The following is an 18,414-nucleotide window of genomic DNA, read 5'->3' on the forward strand; positions in this document are numbered from 1 at the left end:
GCGGCGCGGCGGCGCAGCAGCCGTCGCGCCGCCCGCCGCGGGACCTCGCCGGCCCCAATTTGCTTGTTCACCTTACGAATTCTCGGAGCAAAACTTGAGGAGCCCGGTGTACAAGAGTTAAACGAACAGGGGTTACGATCTCGGCTACCGAGCTCAGCGTTGAGTACCAGGAGTCAAGATCGTGAGCGTCACCCAGAAGCCCTCCGGGGCGGTCGAGGCCACCGCGCCCGGCCGCCTCGGCTTCGTCGTCTTCATCACCGCCGCCGCAGCCCTCGGCGGGTTCCTGTTCGGCTACGACAGCTCCGTGATCAACGGCGCCGTCTCGGGCATCCAGGAGAAGTTCGGCGTCGGCGACGGCGTGACCGGTCTGATCGTCTCCTCGGCCCTGCTCGGGTCGGCGATCGGCGCCGCGGTGGCCGGCCGGTTCGCCGACCGCTACGGCCGCATCAAGGTCATGAAGGCGGGCGCGCTGATGTTCGCCGTCAGCGCCGTCGGCTCGATGCTCCCGTTCTCCGCGTGGGACCTCGCCTTCTGGCGCGTGCTGGGCGGCGCCGCCATCGGCATCGCCTCGGTGATCGCGCCGACCTACATCGCCGAGGTCGCGCCGACCAGGTACCGCGGCCGCCTGGCCTCCTTCCAGCAGGCCGCGATCGTGCTCGGCATCGCGATATCCCAGCTGGTCAACTGGGTGCTGGCGGACGCCGCCGGCGGCGACACCCGCGGCAGGCTGCTCGGCCTGGAGGCCTGGCAGTGGATGCTCGGCATCTGCGTGATCCCGGCCGCCGTCTACTTCGTGCTCTCCTCGGTCATCCCCGAGTCCCCGCGCTACCTGATCCAGGCCGGCCGCCTCGACGACGCCCGCACCGTGCTCGCCGAGGTCGAGGGCGAGGGCGTCGACACCGACGCCCGGATCGCCGAGGTCCAGGCCCTGATCGCCTCCGACCACCGCCCGCGCTTCCGCGACCTGCTCGGCGGCCGCTTCGGCCTGCTGCCGATCGTCTGGGTCGGCATCGGCCTGTCGGTCTTCCAGCAGCTCGTCGGCATCAACGTGATCTTCTACTACTCGTCGATCCTGTGGCAGTCGGTCGGCATCGACCAGAGCAACTCGCTGCTGATCAGCTTCATCGGCTCGGTCATCAACATCCTCGGCACCGTGATCGCGATCCTGCTGGTGGACCGGATCGGCCGCAAGCCGCTCGCCCTGATCGGCTCGGCCGGCATGGCCGTCGCCCTCGGCGCCGCCGGCTGGGCGTTCTCCTCGGCCACCGGCAGCGGCGACAACGTCACCCTGCCCGACCTCCAGGGCACCGTCGCGCTGGTCGCCGCCAACGCCTTCGTGCTGTTCTTCGCGATGTCGTGGGGCGTGGTCGTCTGGGTGATGCTCGGCGAGATGTTCCCGAACCGCGTCCGCGCCGCCGCCCTGTCCGTCGCCGCCTCCGCGCAGTGGATCGCCAACTGGGCGATCACCGTCTCGTTCCCGTCGATGTCCCGCTGGAACCTGTCCGCGACCTACCTGATCTACGCCGCCTTCGCCGCGCTGTCGATCGTCTTCGTGGCCAAGTACATGAAGGAGACGAAGGGCGTCCGCCTGGAGGACATGGGCTGACGGGAGGACACGGGCCGCTCCGCCGGCCCCGGACCTCCGGCCCCCGCACCCTAGCGCGATCAGCGCGGGTGCGGGGGCCGAATCGTTCACTCCCTGCGGCGGGCCGGCCGGCTCCGGTACTCCTGTTCGGCAGGAGGGATGTCTTGATCTTCAACCGGCTTCGCACCCGCAGATCCGCCGCCGCGCCCGCCGGCGGCTGCCCGTATGCCCACACCCACCCCGGGGCCCACCCCGCCGGGCCACACGCCGCCGGACCCCACGACCCCGGGTCCCACGCTTCCGGGCCCCACGGTTCCGGACCCCACGGTTCCGGGCCCCACCCCGCGGAGCCCCGCACCGCCGACGCGGGCGACGCGCTGCTCCCGGCGGACCCGCCGTTCACCGACCCCGCCCAGGCCACCTCGTTCATCCGGCAGTTCCACCACGAGCAGCCCGCGGCCGGCGGCGACCCGGACGAGCGGATACGCGCCGTGCTCGACGAGATCGACCGCAGCGGCACCTACGAGCACACCCCCGCCGAGCTCGCGTACGGCGCCAAACTGGCCTGGCGCAACGCCGCCCGCTGCATCGGCCGGCTGTACTGGCGCAGCCTCGTGGTGCGCGACCTGCGCCACCTCACCTCGGCCGACGACATCGCCGCCGAGTGCTTCGAACACCTGCGGCTGGCCGGCAACGGCGGCCGGATCCGCCCGGTCGTCTCGGTGTTCGCCCCCGACCGGCCCGGCCGGCCCGCCGCGCGCATCCTCAACCAGCAACTCGTCCGCTACGCCGGCCACCGGACGACGGCCGCCGACCCTGACGACGGCCCGGAGGACGGCCCGGAGGACGGCCCGAACGGCATCCCCGACGGCATCACCCACGATGTCACCGGCGGCGTGACCGGCGACCCGGCCGGCGTCCAACTCGCCGCCCTCGCCCGGGACCTGGGCTGGAAGTGCGCCGAGGACCGCTTCGAGGTGCTGCCCCTGCTGATCCGGGAACGGCCCGGCGAGCGCCCCGAGTGGTACCAGCTCCCGGACGACACCACACTCGAAGTCCCGCTCTCCCACCCCGAGTTCGCCTGGTTCGCCGAACTCGGCCTGCGCTGGTACGCGGTACCGGCGATCAGCGACATGACACTGGAGATCGGCGGCGTGCGCTACCCCGCCGCACCCTTCAACGGCTGGTACATGGGCACCGAGATCGGCGCCCGCAACCTCGCCGACGCCGACCGCTACGACATGCTCGCCACCGTCGCCGGACGGCTCGGCCTGGACACCTCCAACGACCGCACCCTCTGGCGGGACCGCGCGCTGGTCGAGCTCAACGTCGCCGTGCTGCACTCCTTCCAGGAGGCGGGGGTGACGATGGCCGACCACCACACCGAGTCGGAGCGCTTCCTCAAGCACGTCGCGCAGGAGAAGCGCCTCGGCCGGCCCACCCCGGCGGACTGGAGCTGGATCGTGCCCCCGGTCTCCGGCGGGCTCACCCCCGTCTATCACCGCTACTACGACCCGGTGGACCCGTCGCTGCGCCCGGCCTTCCTGGCACGCGAGCCCTGGTGACGCGCGGGCGCTGGTGACGCGCGGGCCCTTGTGACGTGCGGGCGCCGGTGACGAGGCGGGGCCGGCCGCCGGCGCGGGCTACGCGCCCGCCCCGGTGAGGCGCTCGAAGCGCAGCGCCAGCCCGTCGAGGAGCGCCTCCAGACCGGTCTCGAACGCGGCCTCGTCGACGGTGCCCCGATGGCCGGCCAGCCGGTGCGCCTCGCCGAGGTGCGGGTAGTCGGCGACGTCGTACAGCTCCGCGTCCGCCGGGAACCCGGCCGCAAAGGAGGCCAGCGCCGAGCCGGTGACGAAGTAGCGCATCAGCGCGCCGATCCGGGTGGCCTGGCCGCGCGGCCACCCCGCGTCCACCAGGTGCCCGAACACGGCGTCGGCCAGGCGCAGCGCGTGCGGCCGGCGGCCGGGGCCCTGGGCGAGCACCGGGACGATGTTGGGGTGGGCGGCCAGCGCGGCGCGGTAGGAGCGGGCCCAGTCGCGCAGCGCCTCCGGCCACGGGGTCGGCGCCGCCGTGCCCGGCGCACCCGCCGTGCCCGGCGATCCGCCGAACATCGATAGGTCGACTTCCCCGATGACGGTGTCGACGACCGCGTCCAGCAGCTCGTCCTTGGTCGCGAAGTGGTTGTAGAGCGACGGCCCGCTGACCGACAGCTCGGTGGCGAGTCGGCGGGTGGAGAGGGCGTCCAGGCCCTCGGCGTCGATCAGCCGCAGCGCCGCGGAGACGATGCGCTCGCGGCTGAGCAGCGGGGTGCGCGGGCGGGCCATCGAGCGGCTTCCTCCGGTTCCTCGGGCGGTCCGTCCGGCCGGAGTCCTCCGGTCGGGTGGGTCGGGGACCGATTCTGACAGGCGCCTCTTCCCAGCACGGCCCGGTCGGAGCTACAGTCCCCCCGTAAAACTTGCAGCGCTAGTTTAATGGGCACGGAAGGTCGGTGGGCGCGACAGCCCCTCGCCGGGCCCGGAACCGGGAGCCGCCGTGAATCTGGAGCTGTCCGAGGAGCAGACCGCCGTCCGGGAACTCGCCGCCGAGTTCACCGACCGCGAGATCGCCCCGTACGCCGCCGCGTGGGACCGCGCCGAGTCCGTGGACCGCGCGATCGTCGGCAAACTCGCCAAGCTGGGCTTCCTCGGCCTCACCCTGCCCGAGGAGTACGGCGGCAGCGGCGGCGACCACCTCGCCTACTGCCTCGTCCTGGAGGAGCTCGGACGCGGCGACTCGGCGGTGCGCGGCATCGTCTCCGTCTCCCTCGGGCTCGTCGCCAAGTCGATCAACAGCCACGGCACCGAGGAGCAGAAGCGCCACTGGCTCCCCCGGCTCACCTCCGGGGAGGCCCTCGCGTGCTTCGCCCTCACCGAACCCGGCACCGGCTCGGACGCGGCCAACCTCACCACCCGGGCGGTCCGGGACGGTGACGACTGGCTGATCAGCGGCGCCAAGACCTTCATCACCAACGGCACCTGGGCCGACGTCGCCCTCGTCTTCGCCCGCACCGGCGGCGACGACCCGCAGCAGCGCGGCCACAAGGGCATCACCGCCTTCCTCGTCCCCACCGACCTGCCCGGCTTCACCCGCACCGAGATCCACGGCAAGCTCGGCCTGCGCGGCCAGGCCACCGCCGAACTCTCCTTCGACGCGGTCCGGGTGCCCGACGGCTCCCGGCTCGGCGCCGTCGGCAAGGGCTTCGGCGTGGCGATGGGCGCCCTCGCCAAGGGCCGGATGTCGGTCGCCGCCGGCTGCGTCGGCATCGCCCGCGCCTGCCTGGAGGCCGCCGTGCGCTACGCCGGGGAGCGCGAACAGTTCGGCAAACCGATCGCCTCGCACCAACTCGTCCAGGAACTGCTGGCCGGCATCGCCGTCGACGTCGAGGCCGCCCGGCTGCTCACCTGGAAGGTCGCCGACCACATCGAACGCGGCCTGCCGTTCGCCACCGAGTCCTCCGTCGCCAAGCTCTACGCGAGCGAGGCCGCCGTCCGGGCCGCCAACAACGCGCTCCAGGTGTTCGGCGGCTACGGGTTCATCGACGAGTACCCGGTCGGCAAGTACCTGCGCGACGCGCGGGTCATGACCCTCTACGAGGGCACCAGCCAGATCCACCAGCTGCTCATCGGCCGCGCGCTCACCGGCGTCAACGCCTTCTGAGCCCTCCGAGCCCTCTTAGCCACCTGAGCCTCCTGAACCATCCGACCAGGACACCCCCACCCCTCCACTGGACAAGGAGCCCGACGACGTGCGTCCCGTCTACTTCGCCGCCGCCCGCCGCACACCCATCGGCCGGCTGCGCGGAGCGCTCGCCACGGTCCGGCCGGACGACCTCTCGGCCACCGTGCTGCGCGCCCTGCTCGCCGATGTGCCCGCCCTCGACCCCGCCCGCATCGACGACGTCTACTGGGGCGCCGCCAACCAGGCCGGCGAGGACAACCGCAACGCCGCCCGGATGGCCGTCCTGCTCGCCGGCCTGCCCGACACCGTCCCCGGCGCCACCGTCAACCGGCTCTGCGCCTCCGGCCTGGAGGCCGTCACGCTCGCCGCGCGGGCGATCGGCTCCGGCGAGGCCGACGTCGTGCTCGCCGGCGGCTGCGAGTCGATGACCCGCGCCCCCTTCGTTCTCCCCCGCCCCGACGAGGCGCTCCCGCACCGGATCGAGACCTACGACACCCGGCTCGGCTGGCGGCTCACCAACCCCCGGATGGCCGAACTGCACGGCGTCCTCAGCATGGGCGAGACCGCCGAGGAGGTGGCCGGCCGGTACGGCATCGGCCGCGAACGCCAGGACGCCTTCGCGCTGCGCAGCCACCAGCGGGCCGCCGCCGCGCGCAAGGACGGGCACTTCGACGCGGAACTGATCCCGGTCGAGCGGCCGGACGGCGTGACGGTGGCTCTGGACGAGGGCATCCGCGAGGACACCAGCCTGGAGAAGCTCGCCCGGCTCAAGCCCGCGTTCCGCCCGGACGGCACCGTCACCGCCGGGAACGCCTCGCCCATGAACGACGGCGCCGCCGGGCTCGTCCTGGTCAGCGAGGAGGCGCTGCGCGACCTGGGCCTGGAGCCGCTCGGCCGGTACGTCGCCGGGGCCTCCGCCGGGGTGCACCCGGACGTCATGGGCATCGGCCCGGTGCCCGCGACGCGGAAGGCGCTCGGGCGCAGCGGCTGGTCGATCGGCGACGTCGACACGGCCGAGCTGAACGAGGCGTTCGCGGCCCAGGCGCTGGCCTCCATGGACGGGCTGGGCATCGACCCCGAGCGCGTCAACCCGAGCGGCGGCGCGATCGCCCTCGGCCACCCGCTCGGCGGCTCCGGCGCCCGCATCCTGACGACGCTGCTGCACCGAATGCACCGCACCGGCGCGCGGCGCGGGCTCGCCACGATGTGCGTGGGCGTCGGGCAGGGCACGGCCGTGCTGGTCGAGAACGCCTGACGTTCCGGCTCGTTCCTGCGTTCCGCTGGTTCGTTCCACTCGCTCCAATCGTTCCGCTCGTTCCGACGTTCCGGCTCGTCCTGACGTCGTTTTGTCCGGACCTGGTTTTATCCGGACATCCCTTTGTCTACATATCCACCCTCAGGACCCACCCCCCAGGGAGTACGAAGTGTCGCGTTTCGCAGGAAAGGTCGCCGTGGTCACCGGTGCGGCGCAGGGCATCGGCGCGGCGACGGCCCGCCGGCTGGCCGAGGAGGGCGCGGCGGTCGCCGTCGTCGACCTCACGGCCGAGCGCGCGGCCGGGACGGTCGCCGAGATCACCGCCAAGGGCGGCACGGCACGGGCGTACGGCTGCGACGTGGCCGACTACGACGCCGTCGAGGCGGTGTTCGCCCGGGTCGCCGCCGACCTCGGCGGCGTGCACATCCTGGTCAACAACGCCGGGATCACCCGGGACAACCTGTTCTTCAAGATGCCGAAGGCCGACTGGGACGCGGTGCTGACGGTCAACCTGACCAGCGCCTACAACTGCAGCCACGTCGCGCAGAAGTACATGGTGGCACAGAAGTTCGGCAAGATCGTCTCGCTCAGCTCGCGCTCGGCGCTCGGCAACCGCGGCCAGGCCAACTACGCCGCCGCCAAGGCCGGCATCCAGGGGCTGACCGCGACCCTGGCCATCGAGCTGGGCCCGTTCAACATCAACGTCAACGCCGTCGCGCCCGGCTACGTCGCCACCGCGATGACCGCCGCGACCGCGGAGCGGGTCGGCAGCTCGGCCGAGGAGCACCAGGCCGAGGTGTCCGCCAGGACCCCGCTGCGGCGGGTCGGACAGCCGGAGGAGATCGCCTCGGTGGTCGTGTTCCTCGCGAGCGAGGACGCCTCGTACGTCAGCGGGCAGACCCTGTACGTCAACGGCGGGGCACGCTGACCCGACGAAGGCTTACCCCGCGCCGATGAACTTGGTAAAGTTGGCCAACACGGTGAAAACTGTGAAATCGGCGAGGCTTCCCGACGTGTAGTCAACGGGCCGTCCCAGCAGCGGAGTTACTTTCCCCTGGGACGGCCTTTACCTTTTCGCGTGGCCGAACATGACCATGCCGTTCGTAACACCACCCCACAAAATGACTATGGCATGATCATGTGGCAATCGATGGGATGGCCGGACCGACCCGACCGGACCAAGGTCGGGCCCTGCGTCCCCCAAGGAGTCCCATGGGCAGCCCCGCTACCCTCCGTCGCGCCCTGGCTCTGCTCGCCGTAGGAGCGACCGCCGTCACGGCCGGCACCGTCTCCGTCCCGGCGGTCGGCGCTGCCGTCGCAGCGCCCTCGCACAACCTGGCCGGCGTCCACGTCCAGCCCGCCTCGGCCGGACACCACCTCGCCACGACCCGCCCGGCCCCGCTGACCACCACCCAGTGCGTCAGCCAGATCGGCATCCACTGCTACTCGCCGCTCCAGTACCAGAAGGCCTACAACCTGGGCCCGCTGTACCAGGAGGGCATCACCGGCAAGGGCCGCACGATCGTCATCGTCGACTCCTTCGGCTCGCCGACCATCCAGCACGACCTGGAGGTCTTCGACAAGCAGTGGGGCATCAAGGACACCAACGTCGAGGTCGTCAAGTGGGGCAACGTCCCCGTCTTCGACCCGAAGAACCCCGACCACACCGGCTGGGCCGGCGAGACCACCCTGGACGTCGAGTACGCCCACGCGATGGCCCCCGACGCCCACATCGTCCTGGTCGAGACCGGTGTCGCCGAGACCGAGGGCACCACCGGCCTGCCCGAGATGATGGACGCCGAGAAGGACCTCATCAAGAAGGGCGTCGGCGACGTCATCTCGCAGAGCTTCGGCGCCACCGAGAACACGTTCCCGGGTTACGACAAGGGCGACTTCAAGTCCCTGACCGACCTGCGCTACGCGTTCAAGTCCGCCGCGGCCCACAACGTCACCGTGCTCGCCGCCTCCGGCGACAACGGCGCCACCGACGCGCAGACCAACGGCACCGACCTGTACCCGTACAAGGTCAACTCGTGGCCGTCCTCGGACCCGCTGGTCACCTCGGTCGGCGGCACCCAGCTGACCCTGGACGACAACGGCAACCGCACCGCGGCCGACAAGGTGTGGCACGACAAGTCCGGCGCCGGCGGCGGTGGCGTCTCCGGCATCTTCGAGCGCCCGTGGTACCAGGCCGGCGTCGCCAACGTCACCGGCAACCACCGCGGCACCCCGGACATCAGCATGAGCGCGGCCGTCGACGGCGCCGCCTGGACGTACGAGTCGTACGACCCGACCGCGGTCGGCTGGCACCTCACCGGCGGCACCAGCGAGGCCACCCCGCTGTTCTCGGGCATCGTCGCCCTGGCCGACCAGGCCGCCGGCTACCGCCTCGGCCAGATCAACTGGCGCATGTACGGCCTGAGCCTGCTCCCGAGCGACTGGAGCGGCATCACGGACGTCAAGGACGGCGACAACGGCTGGAACGGCGTCACCGGCTACAACGCGACCGAGGGCTACGACCTCGCCAGCGGCCTCGGCACCATCGACGGCACGAAGTTCGTCCACGCCCTCGCGGGCCGGTGACGGACCTTCATCGGTCACAGCAGGGACGCAGCACGGCAGCTGCACGCGGTAGGGACCTCCGGTAGGGACTTCCGGTAGATACCTGCGCGACAGCGACAGCACATGCACTGGGCGGGAAGTCGGCGGCGGCCGACTTCCCGCCCAGTGGCGTTCGGAGGGGTGCGCGCGGGGCGCGAACGGATGACAGCGAACAGGTAACAGCAAACAGATAACAGATTTCGAAATCTGTTATCTGTTCGCTGTTACCTGTCACCCGTCGGCTGCCGCCGGTCAGTTGCCCGGCGCCGCCAGCTGGGCGAGGTAGCGCTCGGCGGCGCGGAGCTTGCGGCCCTCGGGGCCCGGGAGGTAGGCGCGCAGTTCGATGATCTCCGGCGCGATGCGGATGGCCTCCGTGCGGTCCTTGATCGCCCGCCAGCAGGCCTCGGCGTTCGTGGCCGCCTGCTGGGTCTCCGGGTGGTCCGCGCCCTGCGAGCGGAGCAGGGTCAGCGCCACCTCGCGGTAGATGTCCGCGGCCTCGGCCGGCTTGCCCGCGAGCCGGCACACGTGCGCCCGGACCTGCCGGACCTGGAGGACCGGCTCGGAGACCGCGCCGTGCTCGGCGATCGCCTCCAGTTCGAGGGCGAACGCGAGGTCCGTGGCGGCGGCGTGGTCACCCGCGTCCGCGCTGCGGACGATCCGGCCGAGCGTCTCGCGGTAGTCGGCGCGCGGCTCGGGGCCGGCGGACGCGGGGTCCTCCGCTGCGGCCGGATCCGCGGGCTCGTCCGACGTCCCGGACTCGTCCGACGTCCCGGGCTCGGGCTGCGCCTCGGGCTCGGCCTGGGCCTCGGGCCCGGGCGCCTCTTCGAGCGGAGCAGGCTCGTCGAGCAGAGGGGGCTCCTCCACCGGAACGTCCTCCTCGAACCGGGGCTCCTCCAGCGGGACTTCGGCCTCGGACTGGAGCTCCTCCTCCAAGTCCGGAGCCGGCACCACCACACCCTCCGGCTCCGGCTCGACGACGGCGTCCTGCGGCTCGTCCACGACCGGAGCGGCGTACGGAAGGGGCGACGCGGCCTTCGCGAGCCTCACTCCCGACGTCGGGGTCGGGGTGACGTCCTCGACAGCGACGTCCTCGGTGTCAACGTCGGCCACGGCCACGGCACCGGCCTCGGCGTCGGCCTCGACGTCAACGTCAACGTCAACGTCGGTCAGCATGAGCGCGCGGAGCGTCATGGTCCTCGGGACGTCGGGCAGTTGCTTCTGCAGGGTGACCGGGCGCGCGGGCGGTCGCGGGGTGGGCGGCACGCCGGCCTTGCGGAGGCTCACCAGGCCGTCGACCGAGGCCTCGGGAGCGGGCTCCTCTTCGACGACCTCCTCGACGACCGCTGTGGCGACAGCATCGGACACGAAAGCCTCGGGCTCACCGGCCTCGGGCTCGATGAACTCGGGCTCGACGGCCTCGGCTTCGGCGGCCTCGGCTTCGGCTTCGGGGGCCGCAGCAGGGACCGGAGCCCCCGGCTGGGCCGGCACGGCCTCAACCGGCGCAGCGCCCACCGGCACCACGTCCACCGGCACGGCCTCAACCGGCGCAGCGCCCACCGGCAGCGCGTCCGCCACCGGACCGTCGGTGCGGCGGGCTGTGTTGCGGAAGACCGGGCGGTCCGGAGCGTGCGTCGCGACGATGACCACGTCCGGGCGCAGCACCGAGTACACCTGCTGGCGCAGCTGTTCGGGCGCGAGGACCTCGCCCGCGCCCGGGCGGCCGCCGTGCAGGGCCTCGATGAGGGCGCGGGTGAAGGTGCCGATCTGCTCCGGGTCCGGGCTGACGACGGCCCACAGCGGGACGCCGTCGCTCAGCGGGGCGGCGGCACCGGGGCCGCCGGTCTGGAGGAGGGGCCAGGCGTTCTGGTCGGCGCTGAGGTCGGCGATGACCAGGGTCTGCCAGTCGGCCGGGCGGTGGCTCAGCTCGGCGGCGATCGCCTGCCAGGGCAGGCCGTCCTGGCGGATGCTCGCGGCCTTGGAGTCGCGCAGGGTGAGGTGGAGTTGCCCGCCGCGCTTGTCGGCGACCAGGTGGCCGCCCAGGTGGACGAGGAGCGGCCCGGGGTGGCGGGCTGCGGCCCGCAGGTGGGCGAGGACGGTGTGCGGGTCGCTGGCGCCGGGCAGGTGGACGGCGTCGACCGCGTCCGCGGCGAGCAGCACCTGGGGCGAGACGGCGGCGAGCATCGCGGACAGCACCGTCGCCTGGGCGGGGACGCCGCGGCCCCAGGTGCGGCGGCCGGCGCTGCCGTAGCCGCCTTCGACCACCAGGATCCGCCCGCGCGGCGCCGCCCCCAGTCCGCCGCCGACACCGGGCACCGAGAACGGCAGCGGCGTCGCGAAGGAGGGTGCCGGGGCCGGGGCCTGCACGGGCGCGGGGCCCGGGGCGCCCACGGCGGGCATGCCGGTGAGGGTCCATCCAGTCGGCGCGGCCGGCGGCATCACCGGTACCGGCGCAGGCGTAGGCATGGGCGCCGACCCAGGCGCGGTCACGGGCGTGGGCGCGGACATGGGGACGTCCAGCGGCTCGTACAGGGCGGCCGGGCCGGGCGGGTGCTCGTCGCCCGGGATGCGCGGGGGCGGCGGCACGGCGTCCAGGGGCCCCGCGTCCGCTGCCGGTTCGGGGCCTCCTGGGACAGCTGTCGTCTCCGCCATCTTCTGGTCACCGCCCCACCCCGCCGCTCGTGCGGCGTCTGATGCCCTTACTGCGTGGTGCGCGGCACCACTCCCGTTTCGGCCACCCTACGAGATCCCGGCGCACCCGATCCAGGCCGGGTCGCCGATCGGCGCGCCGGTCGGCCCGGAACCCGGCCCTCGCCCGTCAACTTCCGTTCCGATCAAGCACATTGGCCGAGGAACCCGGGGGACCGCCACGGCACTCCCCCGTCGTGTGCGGATTCCGGCGGCGCGGTGATCGAACTGTGCCCGCGCGGGCACCGCGTGACACCCCCTCCGGCGGCGGGCGGGCCCACCGCCGGAGGACGGTGGTCAGGAGCCGGCCAGGAGGTCGCGGAGGAGGGCGACCGTGTCGGCGTCCAGGTCGCGGCCGGTGCGGCGGCTCAGGGCGTCGAGGCGGTTGACGGCGCGCAGGAGCTGGTCCCGGGCGCCGGCCGAGGCGTACGCGTAGAAGAGGTCGCGGTGCAGCAGCTCGACGTCCGGGGCGACGGCGAGGCCGCGGAAGACGGCGGCCTCGGCGCTGCGGTGGTCGCCGTACTGGAGGCGGCGGGCGGCGAGTTCGTGGGCGGTGTCGACGATGGCGGCGATCATGTCCTGGCGCTCGGCCTCGGCCCACCCGTACGACGCGGGCGGGGCCTCGGCGAACGGGGCGCCCCGGACCAGGGCCAGGGCGTGCGCGAGCGCGGCGTCCGCCGTGGCGCTGGTGCTGCGCATGCCGCGCCGGTAGAGGCTGCGGAACTCGTCCCAGTCGCACGTGACGGCCGGGGCGTAGGAGTAGCCGTCGGCGGTGTCGGTGGGCAGGAACGCACGCCCCTCGGGGGTGACGCCGAGCCACGCGGCGAGGCCCGCGATCTTGCCGGACAGCGGGCTCACGGCGTCGGCGGTGGTGGGGTGCGGGTCGAGGTGGGCCGCGCCCGGGTGGAGGTCGTGGTCGAGGGCCGCGTGGTCGGCGCCCGGGCGCAGCGCGAGGTAGGCGGCGAGTTCGGTGAGCCGGGGCAGGTGGCCGGGTTCGACGGTGCCGACGGCGCCTGCCACGTCGACCGGGCCGAGCAGCCGGATCCGGGGCGCGTTGCGGGCGCTGTGGGCCTCCGGGGAGCGGAGGATCGCGAGGAGGTCGTCGCTGTCGGTGCGACCGGCGGCCGTGGTGGCGGTGGCCGTGGTGCCGACGGCCGTGACCACGACCGGGGCGGTGGCGGCGGGACCGGTCCCCGGCTCCGGACGGGCCGGGATCCGCGGGGCCGCGCCGGTGGACGCCGGTGCCGGGTCGTGCGTCGGCGCGGGCTCGGCAGCCGGCTCGACGGCGGGCGCCGGGGCCACGGGTGCCGGGACTACGGGCACCGGGGCCACGGACTCCGGCGCGACCGGCGCGACCGGCGCGACCGGCTGGACCGGCAGCACAACGGCGGCCGGCCCCGGTACCCGCAGGTCCCGGGTGGTGTCCTCGCTGCCCTCGCCGGCACCGTCCTCGACAGGCTGCTCGACCGGCACGGCCTGAGCCGCAGGCCCGGTGGGCACGGCGGGCACGACCGGCCCGAGCGGGGTGACCGGCCCGAGCGGCAGGACCGGCGGCAGGACCGGCGGCACCTGCCCCGTCACCGCCTTGCGCCCGAGCCCGTTGACGGCGTGCCGCCCGGTCCCGGTCGTCGGCGCCGCCGGGTCGGTGCTCGCGAACGGGCTCGCGCCCGTGCCGATGACCCGGGTGAGCGCCCGCGCCCCGGCCCCCGCGCCGGAGCCGCCGACGCCGTTGGCCTCACCAGCCCCGCTGACCCCACCAGCCCCGCCGGCCCCACCAACCCCGCCGGCCCCAGCGGCGCCGTTCGCGCCCTCCTCGACCGGGCCGCCGACCGTAGCCAGCACCGGTACGGCGGCGGGCAGTTCGGCCGTGTCCGAGTCGTCGCCGAAGCCGTCGTCGGCGTCGTCGTTCCCGGGGCCGTCCAGGGTCCAGGCGGGCGCCGGGTGCTGGGTGGCGTCGTCGGCGGCCCGGAGCAGTTCGGCGACCTGGTCGTACTGGGCGCCGGTGAGCCGCTGGAGCTCGACGGTCAGGTGCAGGCCGGGGATGGCGGCCTGGCCGGTGGTCGGGAGGGTCCAGCGGGCGACCGGCCCGGTGCCGCGCTCGGGGGCGCGGGTGACCACGGCGACGCAGGTGCGCGGCCGGGCGTCGAGCAGGCGGCCGAGTTCGGCGGGGACGCCGCCGCCGGGCTGCTGGGCGCAGAGGACGATCTCCGGGGTCCAGGACTCGTCGGCCTGTCCGCGGCTGCGGGCCTCGCGCGGGCTGGTGGCCTCGGCGGCGACGAGGGTGGCGCGGGCCTTGGCGGTGCGCGGGCCGAGGGCGGCGAGCGCGGCTTCGAGCGTCGGGTGGCGGTGGACGCGTTCGGCGGCCGGGCCGCTGATCGGCACGTCCTCGGCGAGGTCGACGAGGTGGAGGTGGAGCCGGTCGGCGAGCGGGCTGTGGGCGAGCTCGATGGCGAGGGTGCGCAGGACGTCGCGGGCGTCGTCGGGGTGCCCGGAGAGGTGGAGGAGGCGGACGGTCTCCAGGTCGGCGAGGACGACCGAGCCGTCCGGCGCGGTGCCGAGGGTGACCAGGGCCGGGTAGGGGGCGGCGGTCTTGCGGGCCTGGGTGGCGTTGAGGAGGTCGCCGGCGTCGGGGCTGCACCACCACACGTTGGGGGCGTGCGCGGCGCGGAAGGGCGCGATGGGCGCGGCCGGGCCGGAGAGGTGGAGCTCGACGGTGTGGCCGGGGGTGATCCGGGCCGCGATGATCGCGGGCAGGCGCTTGCCGCCGCGGACGGTGTTGCGGGCCATGGTGCGCAGGGCGCGGTCGAGCAGGTCGAGGCCGGCGTCGTCCTGACGGGCCCTGAGCTCGTTCTCGAAGGAGGCGGCCTCGGCCTCGGGCATGGTGATGCGGTGCCGGGGGCGGCGGGCCCGCAGCTGGCCGCCGCGCTTGTGGGCGACGGTGCCGATCATGATGGCGGCGAGCAGGACGCCGACGGTGGAGGCGGCGAGGGCGACGGTGTAGTCGTCGCTGGGCGCCGGGTCGGCGTGGGCGGCGGGCGCGGGTGCGGGGGTGTGGCCCGGGGCGTGCGAGGGAGCAGGCGTCGGCGCGGCCTGGGTGGGTGCGGGCGCCGGAGCCTGCGTCGCGGGTGCCTGCGTCGCGGGCGGCTGGCCGGCCGGGGCGGACGGCGCGGGCGTCTGCTGCGCGGGGGCCGGCGCCGGGTCGGGCGTCGGGGCGGGAGCTGGGGCCGGCGCAGGGGCAGGAGCAGGCGCAGTGGCCGCGCCGGGGACGGTGAGCACCATGCCCGGCACCAGCTGGTCCGGGTCGGTCAGGCGTTCGCCGTCCGGGGCCTGGGCGCCCTTGTTGGCGTCGAAGATCCTCGGCCAGGCGTCGCCGTCCCCCAACTCGCGCTGGGCGATGGCGGAGAGGCTGTCCCCTTCCTTGACGGTCACCGTCCCGTGTCCGCCGGCGGCCTGGGCACCCGCCGCGCCCGTGGCCTCGGTGCCGGTGGCCTCCGTGCCCGCTTGGGGGGTCTGCGGGGCCTGCGAAGCCGGCTGCGTCGGCGCGGGGGCGGAAGCGGGCGCCTGAGCGGGCGACTTGGCCTCGTCCGGCTTCGCGTCGGCGGGCATGAGGAGTTCCCAGCCGGGCTGGATCGGCCGGTCGGCGTCGAAGCGGACGCCCGAACCGTCCATCGTCCGGCCGTCGTTGAGTCTGGCGATCTCCACCCAGCGCTCGCCCGAGCCCAGTTGCCGCTCGGCGATGGACCACAGGCTGTCGGCGGGCCGGCTGTCACGCACGGTGTAGCTGGGGTGCTGCTCGGCGGCGGCCGCGAGGGCGGGCGCGGCCTGCGCCGCCGGCAGGGCGGCGCGCTGCACGCCGGCCGTCAACTGGGCCGTGGCCGTGGCGGCCTGGGGCCGCTCGGAGACAGCGGCGAAGGACGAACCGGCCACCGGCAGCAGCGCGAGCACCGCGCCGACCAGCCCGGCGGCCATCCGCTGGCTCCAGCCGAACGCCGGGATCCGGCGGGCGATCCGCCCGCGCAGCTGGGCCGGGACCTCCAGCAGGACGGAGAGCGCGAAGCAGGCCCAGGCCAGCCAGCCGACGACGACCAGCAGCCACAGGAACAGCCGCCCGTCGTCCGGGCCGGTGAGCGCCTGGCCGATGCCGTCCGGGGCGACGTCGCCCATCGCGGCGACCGCCTGGGTCCCGTAGAGCAGGAGGGCGGGCAGGCCCAGCAGCAGGGCGGCCAGGGTGACCAGCGCGGCGAGCGCGGTGATCACGGCCCCGGCGCGCCCGCGCCCGCCCGGCGCCCGCCGGGCGGGGGCCTGCGGGACCCGCTTGTGGCTCCGGGTGGTCCGGGCCTGGTCCGGGGCGGGTCGGGCCTGGTCCTTTGCACGTGGCGCGGCCATCAGTCGGTCTCCGCTTTCTCGACTCCGTGGACGAGGGTGGCACTGCCCCTGCCCGTTACCTGACGCTCTCCGAGGGAGCCCAGCAGGACCGGCCGGAAGTCCGTCACCACCGTGACGGTGACGACCTTGCCGTCCGCCGAGAACGTGACCCCGGCCGCCGTGAGTCCGTACAGCCCGAGGTAGGCGTCGACGGCCTTCAGGGCGTAGTCGTGCTGGACCTGGATGCCCTTGCCCTGGAGGACGAGGGCCTGGTCGAGCTGCTGTCCGCCGACCCGGGCCGCCTCCTGCGCGTAGGCGTCGTTGCGTTCGACGACCCGCAGGCGGCCGCCGACGTCGACGACGATGGCGATCACGAACACCAGGTAGACGGCGCAGATCGCCACGAAGAGCGAGACCGCACCGCGGTCGGACCGCCGCCGCGGCCGCCGCAGGCGCAGCAGACCGGTCGGCCGGCCGTGCGGCCCGGCACCCTCACGTGCACGCACCTTCACACCCCCTCGGACTTCCCCACCGCTGTTCGCCCCCTGGCCCTTCGTCCCCGCTCGTCCCCGAGCCGTTCGTCCCAATGCCGTTCGTCCCCGCTCGTCCCCGCTCGTCCCCGAGCCGTTCGCCCCGAAGCCGTTCGCCCCCGAGCCGGCCGGCCCCGCCCCGACCGCCCCGCACGCCACCGGCCCCCACCGGGCGCCGCCCGGCCCCGTTCCGTCATCGCCCGGGCGCTCTCCGCTTGCGTCTCCCCCGCCCGGGCCGTCCCCAATCCCCGGATCCGGCCCACCTGTCGTCACGCGCCCCGGTAGCGGTCCACCACGGAGGTGAACTCGCCGGCCAGGGTCTTCGTCCCGGGCACCCCGGAGAGCCCGCCGAGCAGGTCGCCGAGCCCGACGTCGCACACCACCCGGACCTTGACGGTGGCGACGGCGCCGCCCGGCAGCTCCAGTTCCCCCTGGGTGACGGTCACCGAGAGGTTGCCGCAGGAGACGCCCTGCTGCTTCAGCTGGTCGCGGGCCGCCTCCTTGGCCGGCTCCGCCATCCCGTCGAAGCTGCGGACGAGCGAGGCCGTGCGGGCGGCCGAGCGGGCCGCCGCCTCTACCGTCGCGGAGGTGGTCTGCAGGCGCCCCGCCGCGATCGCGATCAGGACCAGCCCGACCACGTACGGCGCGATGATCGCCGCCTCGATGGCCACCCCGCCACGGTCCGGCCGTCGCCGCACCCCGGCCGGACGCCACCGCGTGCGCGCGGAAGGCCCGGACCGCCCGCTCACGGCGCCGCCCCCGGCGCCGCTCCCGGCGGAACGAAGCGCTCGCGCGGCGCCTCCGCGAACTGGGTGATGTGCGGCGCGGACAGACCGGGGATCAGCAGCGTCGGGGTCAGCCGGACGGTGACCCGCACCCGTTGCGCGGTGCTGCCGTCGGTGCTCACCTCGTACGTGCCGCTGCCCTGCCGCTGCAGGAAGTCCTCGGCCTGCGCGCGCGCCGCCGCGTCCTTCGCCGCCTGGTCCGCCGCGTCGTCCGGCGCGCCCTTCGTCGCCGCGCCCGCCGCGCTCTGCGTGCGGCCGGCCTCGGCGCCCTCGCGGGCGGCGGTGAGCGCGACCTGCCGCGCGTACCACCACAGCGAGGCCTGCACGACCAGCAGCAGGAGCAGCAGGACCACCGGGAAGACGATGGCCAGGCTCAAGCTCATCGCTCCCCGGTCACTCCCGCTGCCACTGCTGCCGCCGCTGCCGCTGCCGCTGCCGCGCGAACGGCGCTTGTCGCCCACCATCAGGTTGCCGCGCCGCCCGGGTACTTCGGGTCCTGCTCGACCTTGGTGGACACCTTCTTCTGCAGGATCACCAGCGAGGCCGCGACGGCGCCGGCGACGACCACCAGCGCGATGATGGCGAGGGCGAGTTCGATGCTGATGGCGCCGCGGTCGCCGCGGGCCCGGGCGGCGCGCAGCCGGCCGAGCCGGAAGGTGAACAGCAGCAGGGCGAACTGGACGGGCAGGAGCACGGGCCGCAGGAACAGCCCGGCCAGGTATTTGAGCCGGACGGCCAGGTGGGTCATCGGGTTCTCCCGGTGGTGAGGTGAGGTGCGGTGCGGTGCGGGCTCGTGCGCCCCCCCGGCGGCGCCGGCGCGCCGCGAGCGGCAGGAGGGGGGGGGGGGGGCGAACGCCAAGAGAGAGGACACCACACGGGGCGCCGGCGCCC

General features: G+C 74.5%; 13 protein-coding genes. 6 read left to right on the forward strand and 7 right to left on the reverse strand.

Going from position 1 to position 18,414, the window contains the following annotated elements; all coding sequences use genetic code 11:
• Positions 1-178 precede the first annotated feature (178 nt).
• The gene (locus ACFV4F_RS00005; RefSeq protein WP_380499995.1) at positions 179-1,606 is read left to right on the forward strand and encodes a sugar porter family MFS transporter; all 1,428 of its coding nucleotides are present in this window, start codon (positions 179-181) and stop codon (positions 1,604-1,606) included.
• Between the two features lie 356 nt (positions 1,607-1,962).
• A complete protein-coding gene (locus ACFV4F_RS00010; RefSeq protein ID WP_380437959.1) occupies positions 1,963-3,150 on the forward strand; it encodes a nitric oxide synthase oxygenase in 1,188 nt (395 codons plus the stop codon).
• A gap of 78 nt (positions 3,151-3,228) precedes the next feature.
• Here the strand turns inward: ACFV4F_RS00010 and ACFV4F_RS00015 are convergent, their stop codons facing one another.
• Complete coding sequence (locus ACFV4F_RS00015) at positions 3,229-3,909, reverse strand: TetR/AcrR family transcriptional regulator (RefSeq protein WP_380437931.1); 681 nt, start codon at positions 3,907-3,909, stop codon at positions 3,229-3,231.
• 208 nt (positions 3,910-4,117) lie between these two features.
• Here ACFV4F_RS00015 and ACFV4F_RS00020 point away from each other — a divergent pair, with 208 nt between their 5' ends.
• From ACFV4F_RS00020 to ACFV4F_RS00035, 4 genes are all read left to right on the forward strand, one after another.
• Positions 4,118-5,281, forward strand: a complete 1,164-nt coding sequence (locus ACFV4F_RS00020) for an acyl-CoA dehydrogenase family protein (protein ID WP_380437929.1) — start codon at positions 4,118-4,120, stop codon at positions 5,279-5,281.
• 88 nt (positions 5,282-5,369) lie between these two features.
• On the forward strand, positions 5,370-6,557 hold the full coding sequence (locus ACFV4F_RS00025; RefSeq protein WP_380499800.1) for a thiolase family protein: 1,188 nt from the start codon (positions 5,370-5,372) through the stop codon (positions 6,555-6,557).
• A 169-nt stretch (positions 6,558-6,726) separates the two neighbouring features.
• Positions 6,727-7,485, forward strand: a complete 759-nt coding sequence (fabG, locus tag ACFV4F_RS00030; protein WP_380437925.1) for a 3-oxoacyl-ACP reductase FabG — start codon at positions 6,727-6,729, stop codon at positions 7,483-7,485.
• A 284-nt stretch (positions 7,486-7,769) separates the two neighbouring features.
• Positions 7,770-9,140, forward strand: a complete 1,371-nt coding sequence (locus ACFV4F_RS00035) for a S8 family serine peptidase (protein WP_380437923.1) — start codon at positions 7,770-7,772, stop codon at positions 9,138-9,140.
• A gap of 270 nt (positions 9,141-9,410) precedes the next feature.
• On the opposite strand, the gene ACFV4F_RS00040 is transcribed toward ACFV4F_RS00035, so the two are convergent.
• The 6 genes from ACFV4F_RS00040 to ACFV4F_RS00065 form a co-directional block, all read right to left on the reverse strand.
• Positions 9,411-11,555, reverse strand: coding sequence for a hypothetical protein (locus ACFV4F_RS00040; RefSeq protein ID WP_380499802.1), 2,145 nt, complete (start codon positions 11,553-11,555; stop codon positions 9,411-9,413).
• Positions 11,556-12,140: 585 nt separating this feature from the next.
• Positions 12,141-16,229: a LysM peptidoglycan-binding domain-containing protein gene (locus ACFV4F_RS00045; protein WP_380499803.1), complete on the reverse strand. Its 4,089-nt coding sequence runs from the start codon at positions 16,227-16,229 to the stop codon at positions 12,141-12,143.
• Positions 16,229-16,714, reverse strand: a complete 486-nt coding sequence (locus ACFV4F_RS00050) for a hypothetical protein (protein ID WP_380437917.1) — start codon at positions 16,712-16,714, stop codon at positions 16,229-16,231. The genes ACFV4F_RS00045 and ACFV4F_RS00050 overlap by 1 nt, the downstream gene beginning before the upstream one ends.
• Before the next feature lie 293 nt (positions 16,715-17,007).
• Positions 17,008-17,409, reverse strand: a complete 402-nt coding sequence (locus ACFV4F_RS00055) for a TadE/TadG family type IV pilus assembly protein (RefSeq protein ID WP_380437915.1) — start codon at positions 17,407-17,409, stop codon at positions 17,008-17,010.
• Between the two features lie 74 nt (positions 17,410-17,483).
• The gene (locus tag ACFV4F_RS00060) at positions 17,484-17,906 is read right to left on the reverse strand and encodes a TadE/TadG family type IV pilus assembly protein (protein WP_380499805.1); all 423 of its coding nucleotides are present in this window, start codon (positions 17,904-17,906) and stop codon (positions 17,484-17,486) included.
• Positions 17,907-17,986: 80 nt separating this feature from the next.
• On the reverse strand, positions 17,987-18,271 hold the full coding sequence (locus ACFV4F_RS00065) for a hypothetical protein (protein ID WP_359957841.1): 285 nt from the start codon (positions 18,269-18,271) through the stop codon (positions 17,987-17,989).
• Positions 18,272-18,414 lie beyond the last annotated feature (143 nt).

The organism is Kitasatospora sp. NPDC059722, assembly GCF_042733235.1.
In the GTDB taxonomy this organism is placed as follows: Bacteria; Actinomycetota; Actinomycetes; order Streptomycetales; family Streptomycetaceae; genus Kitasatospora.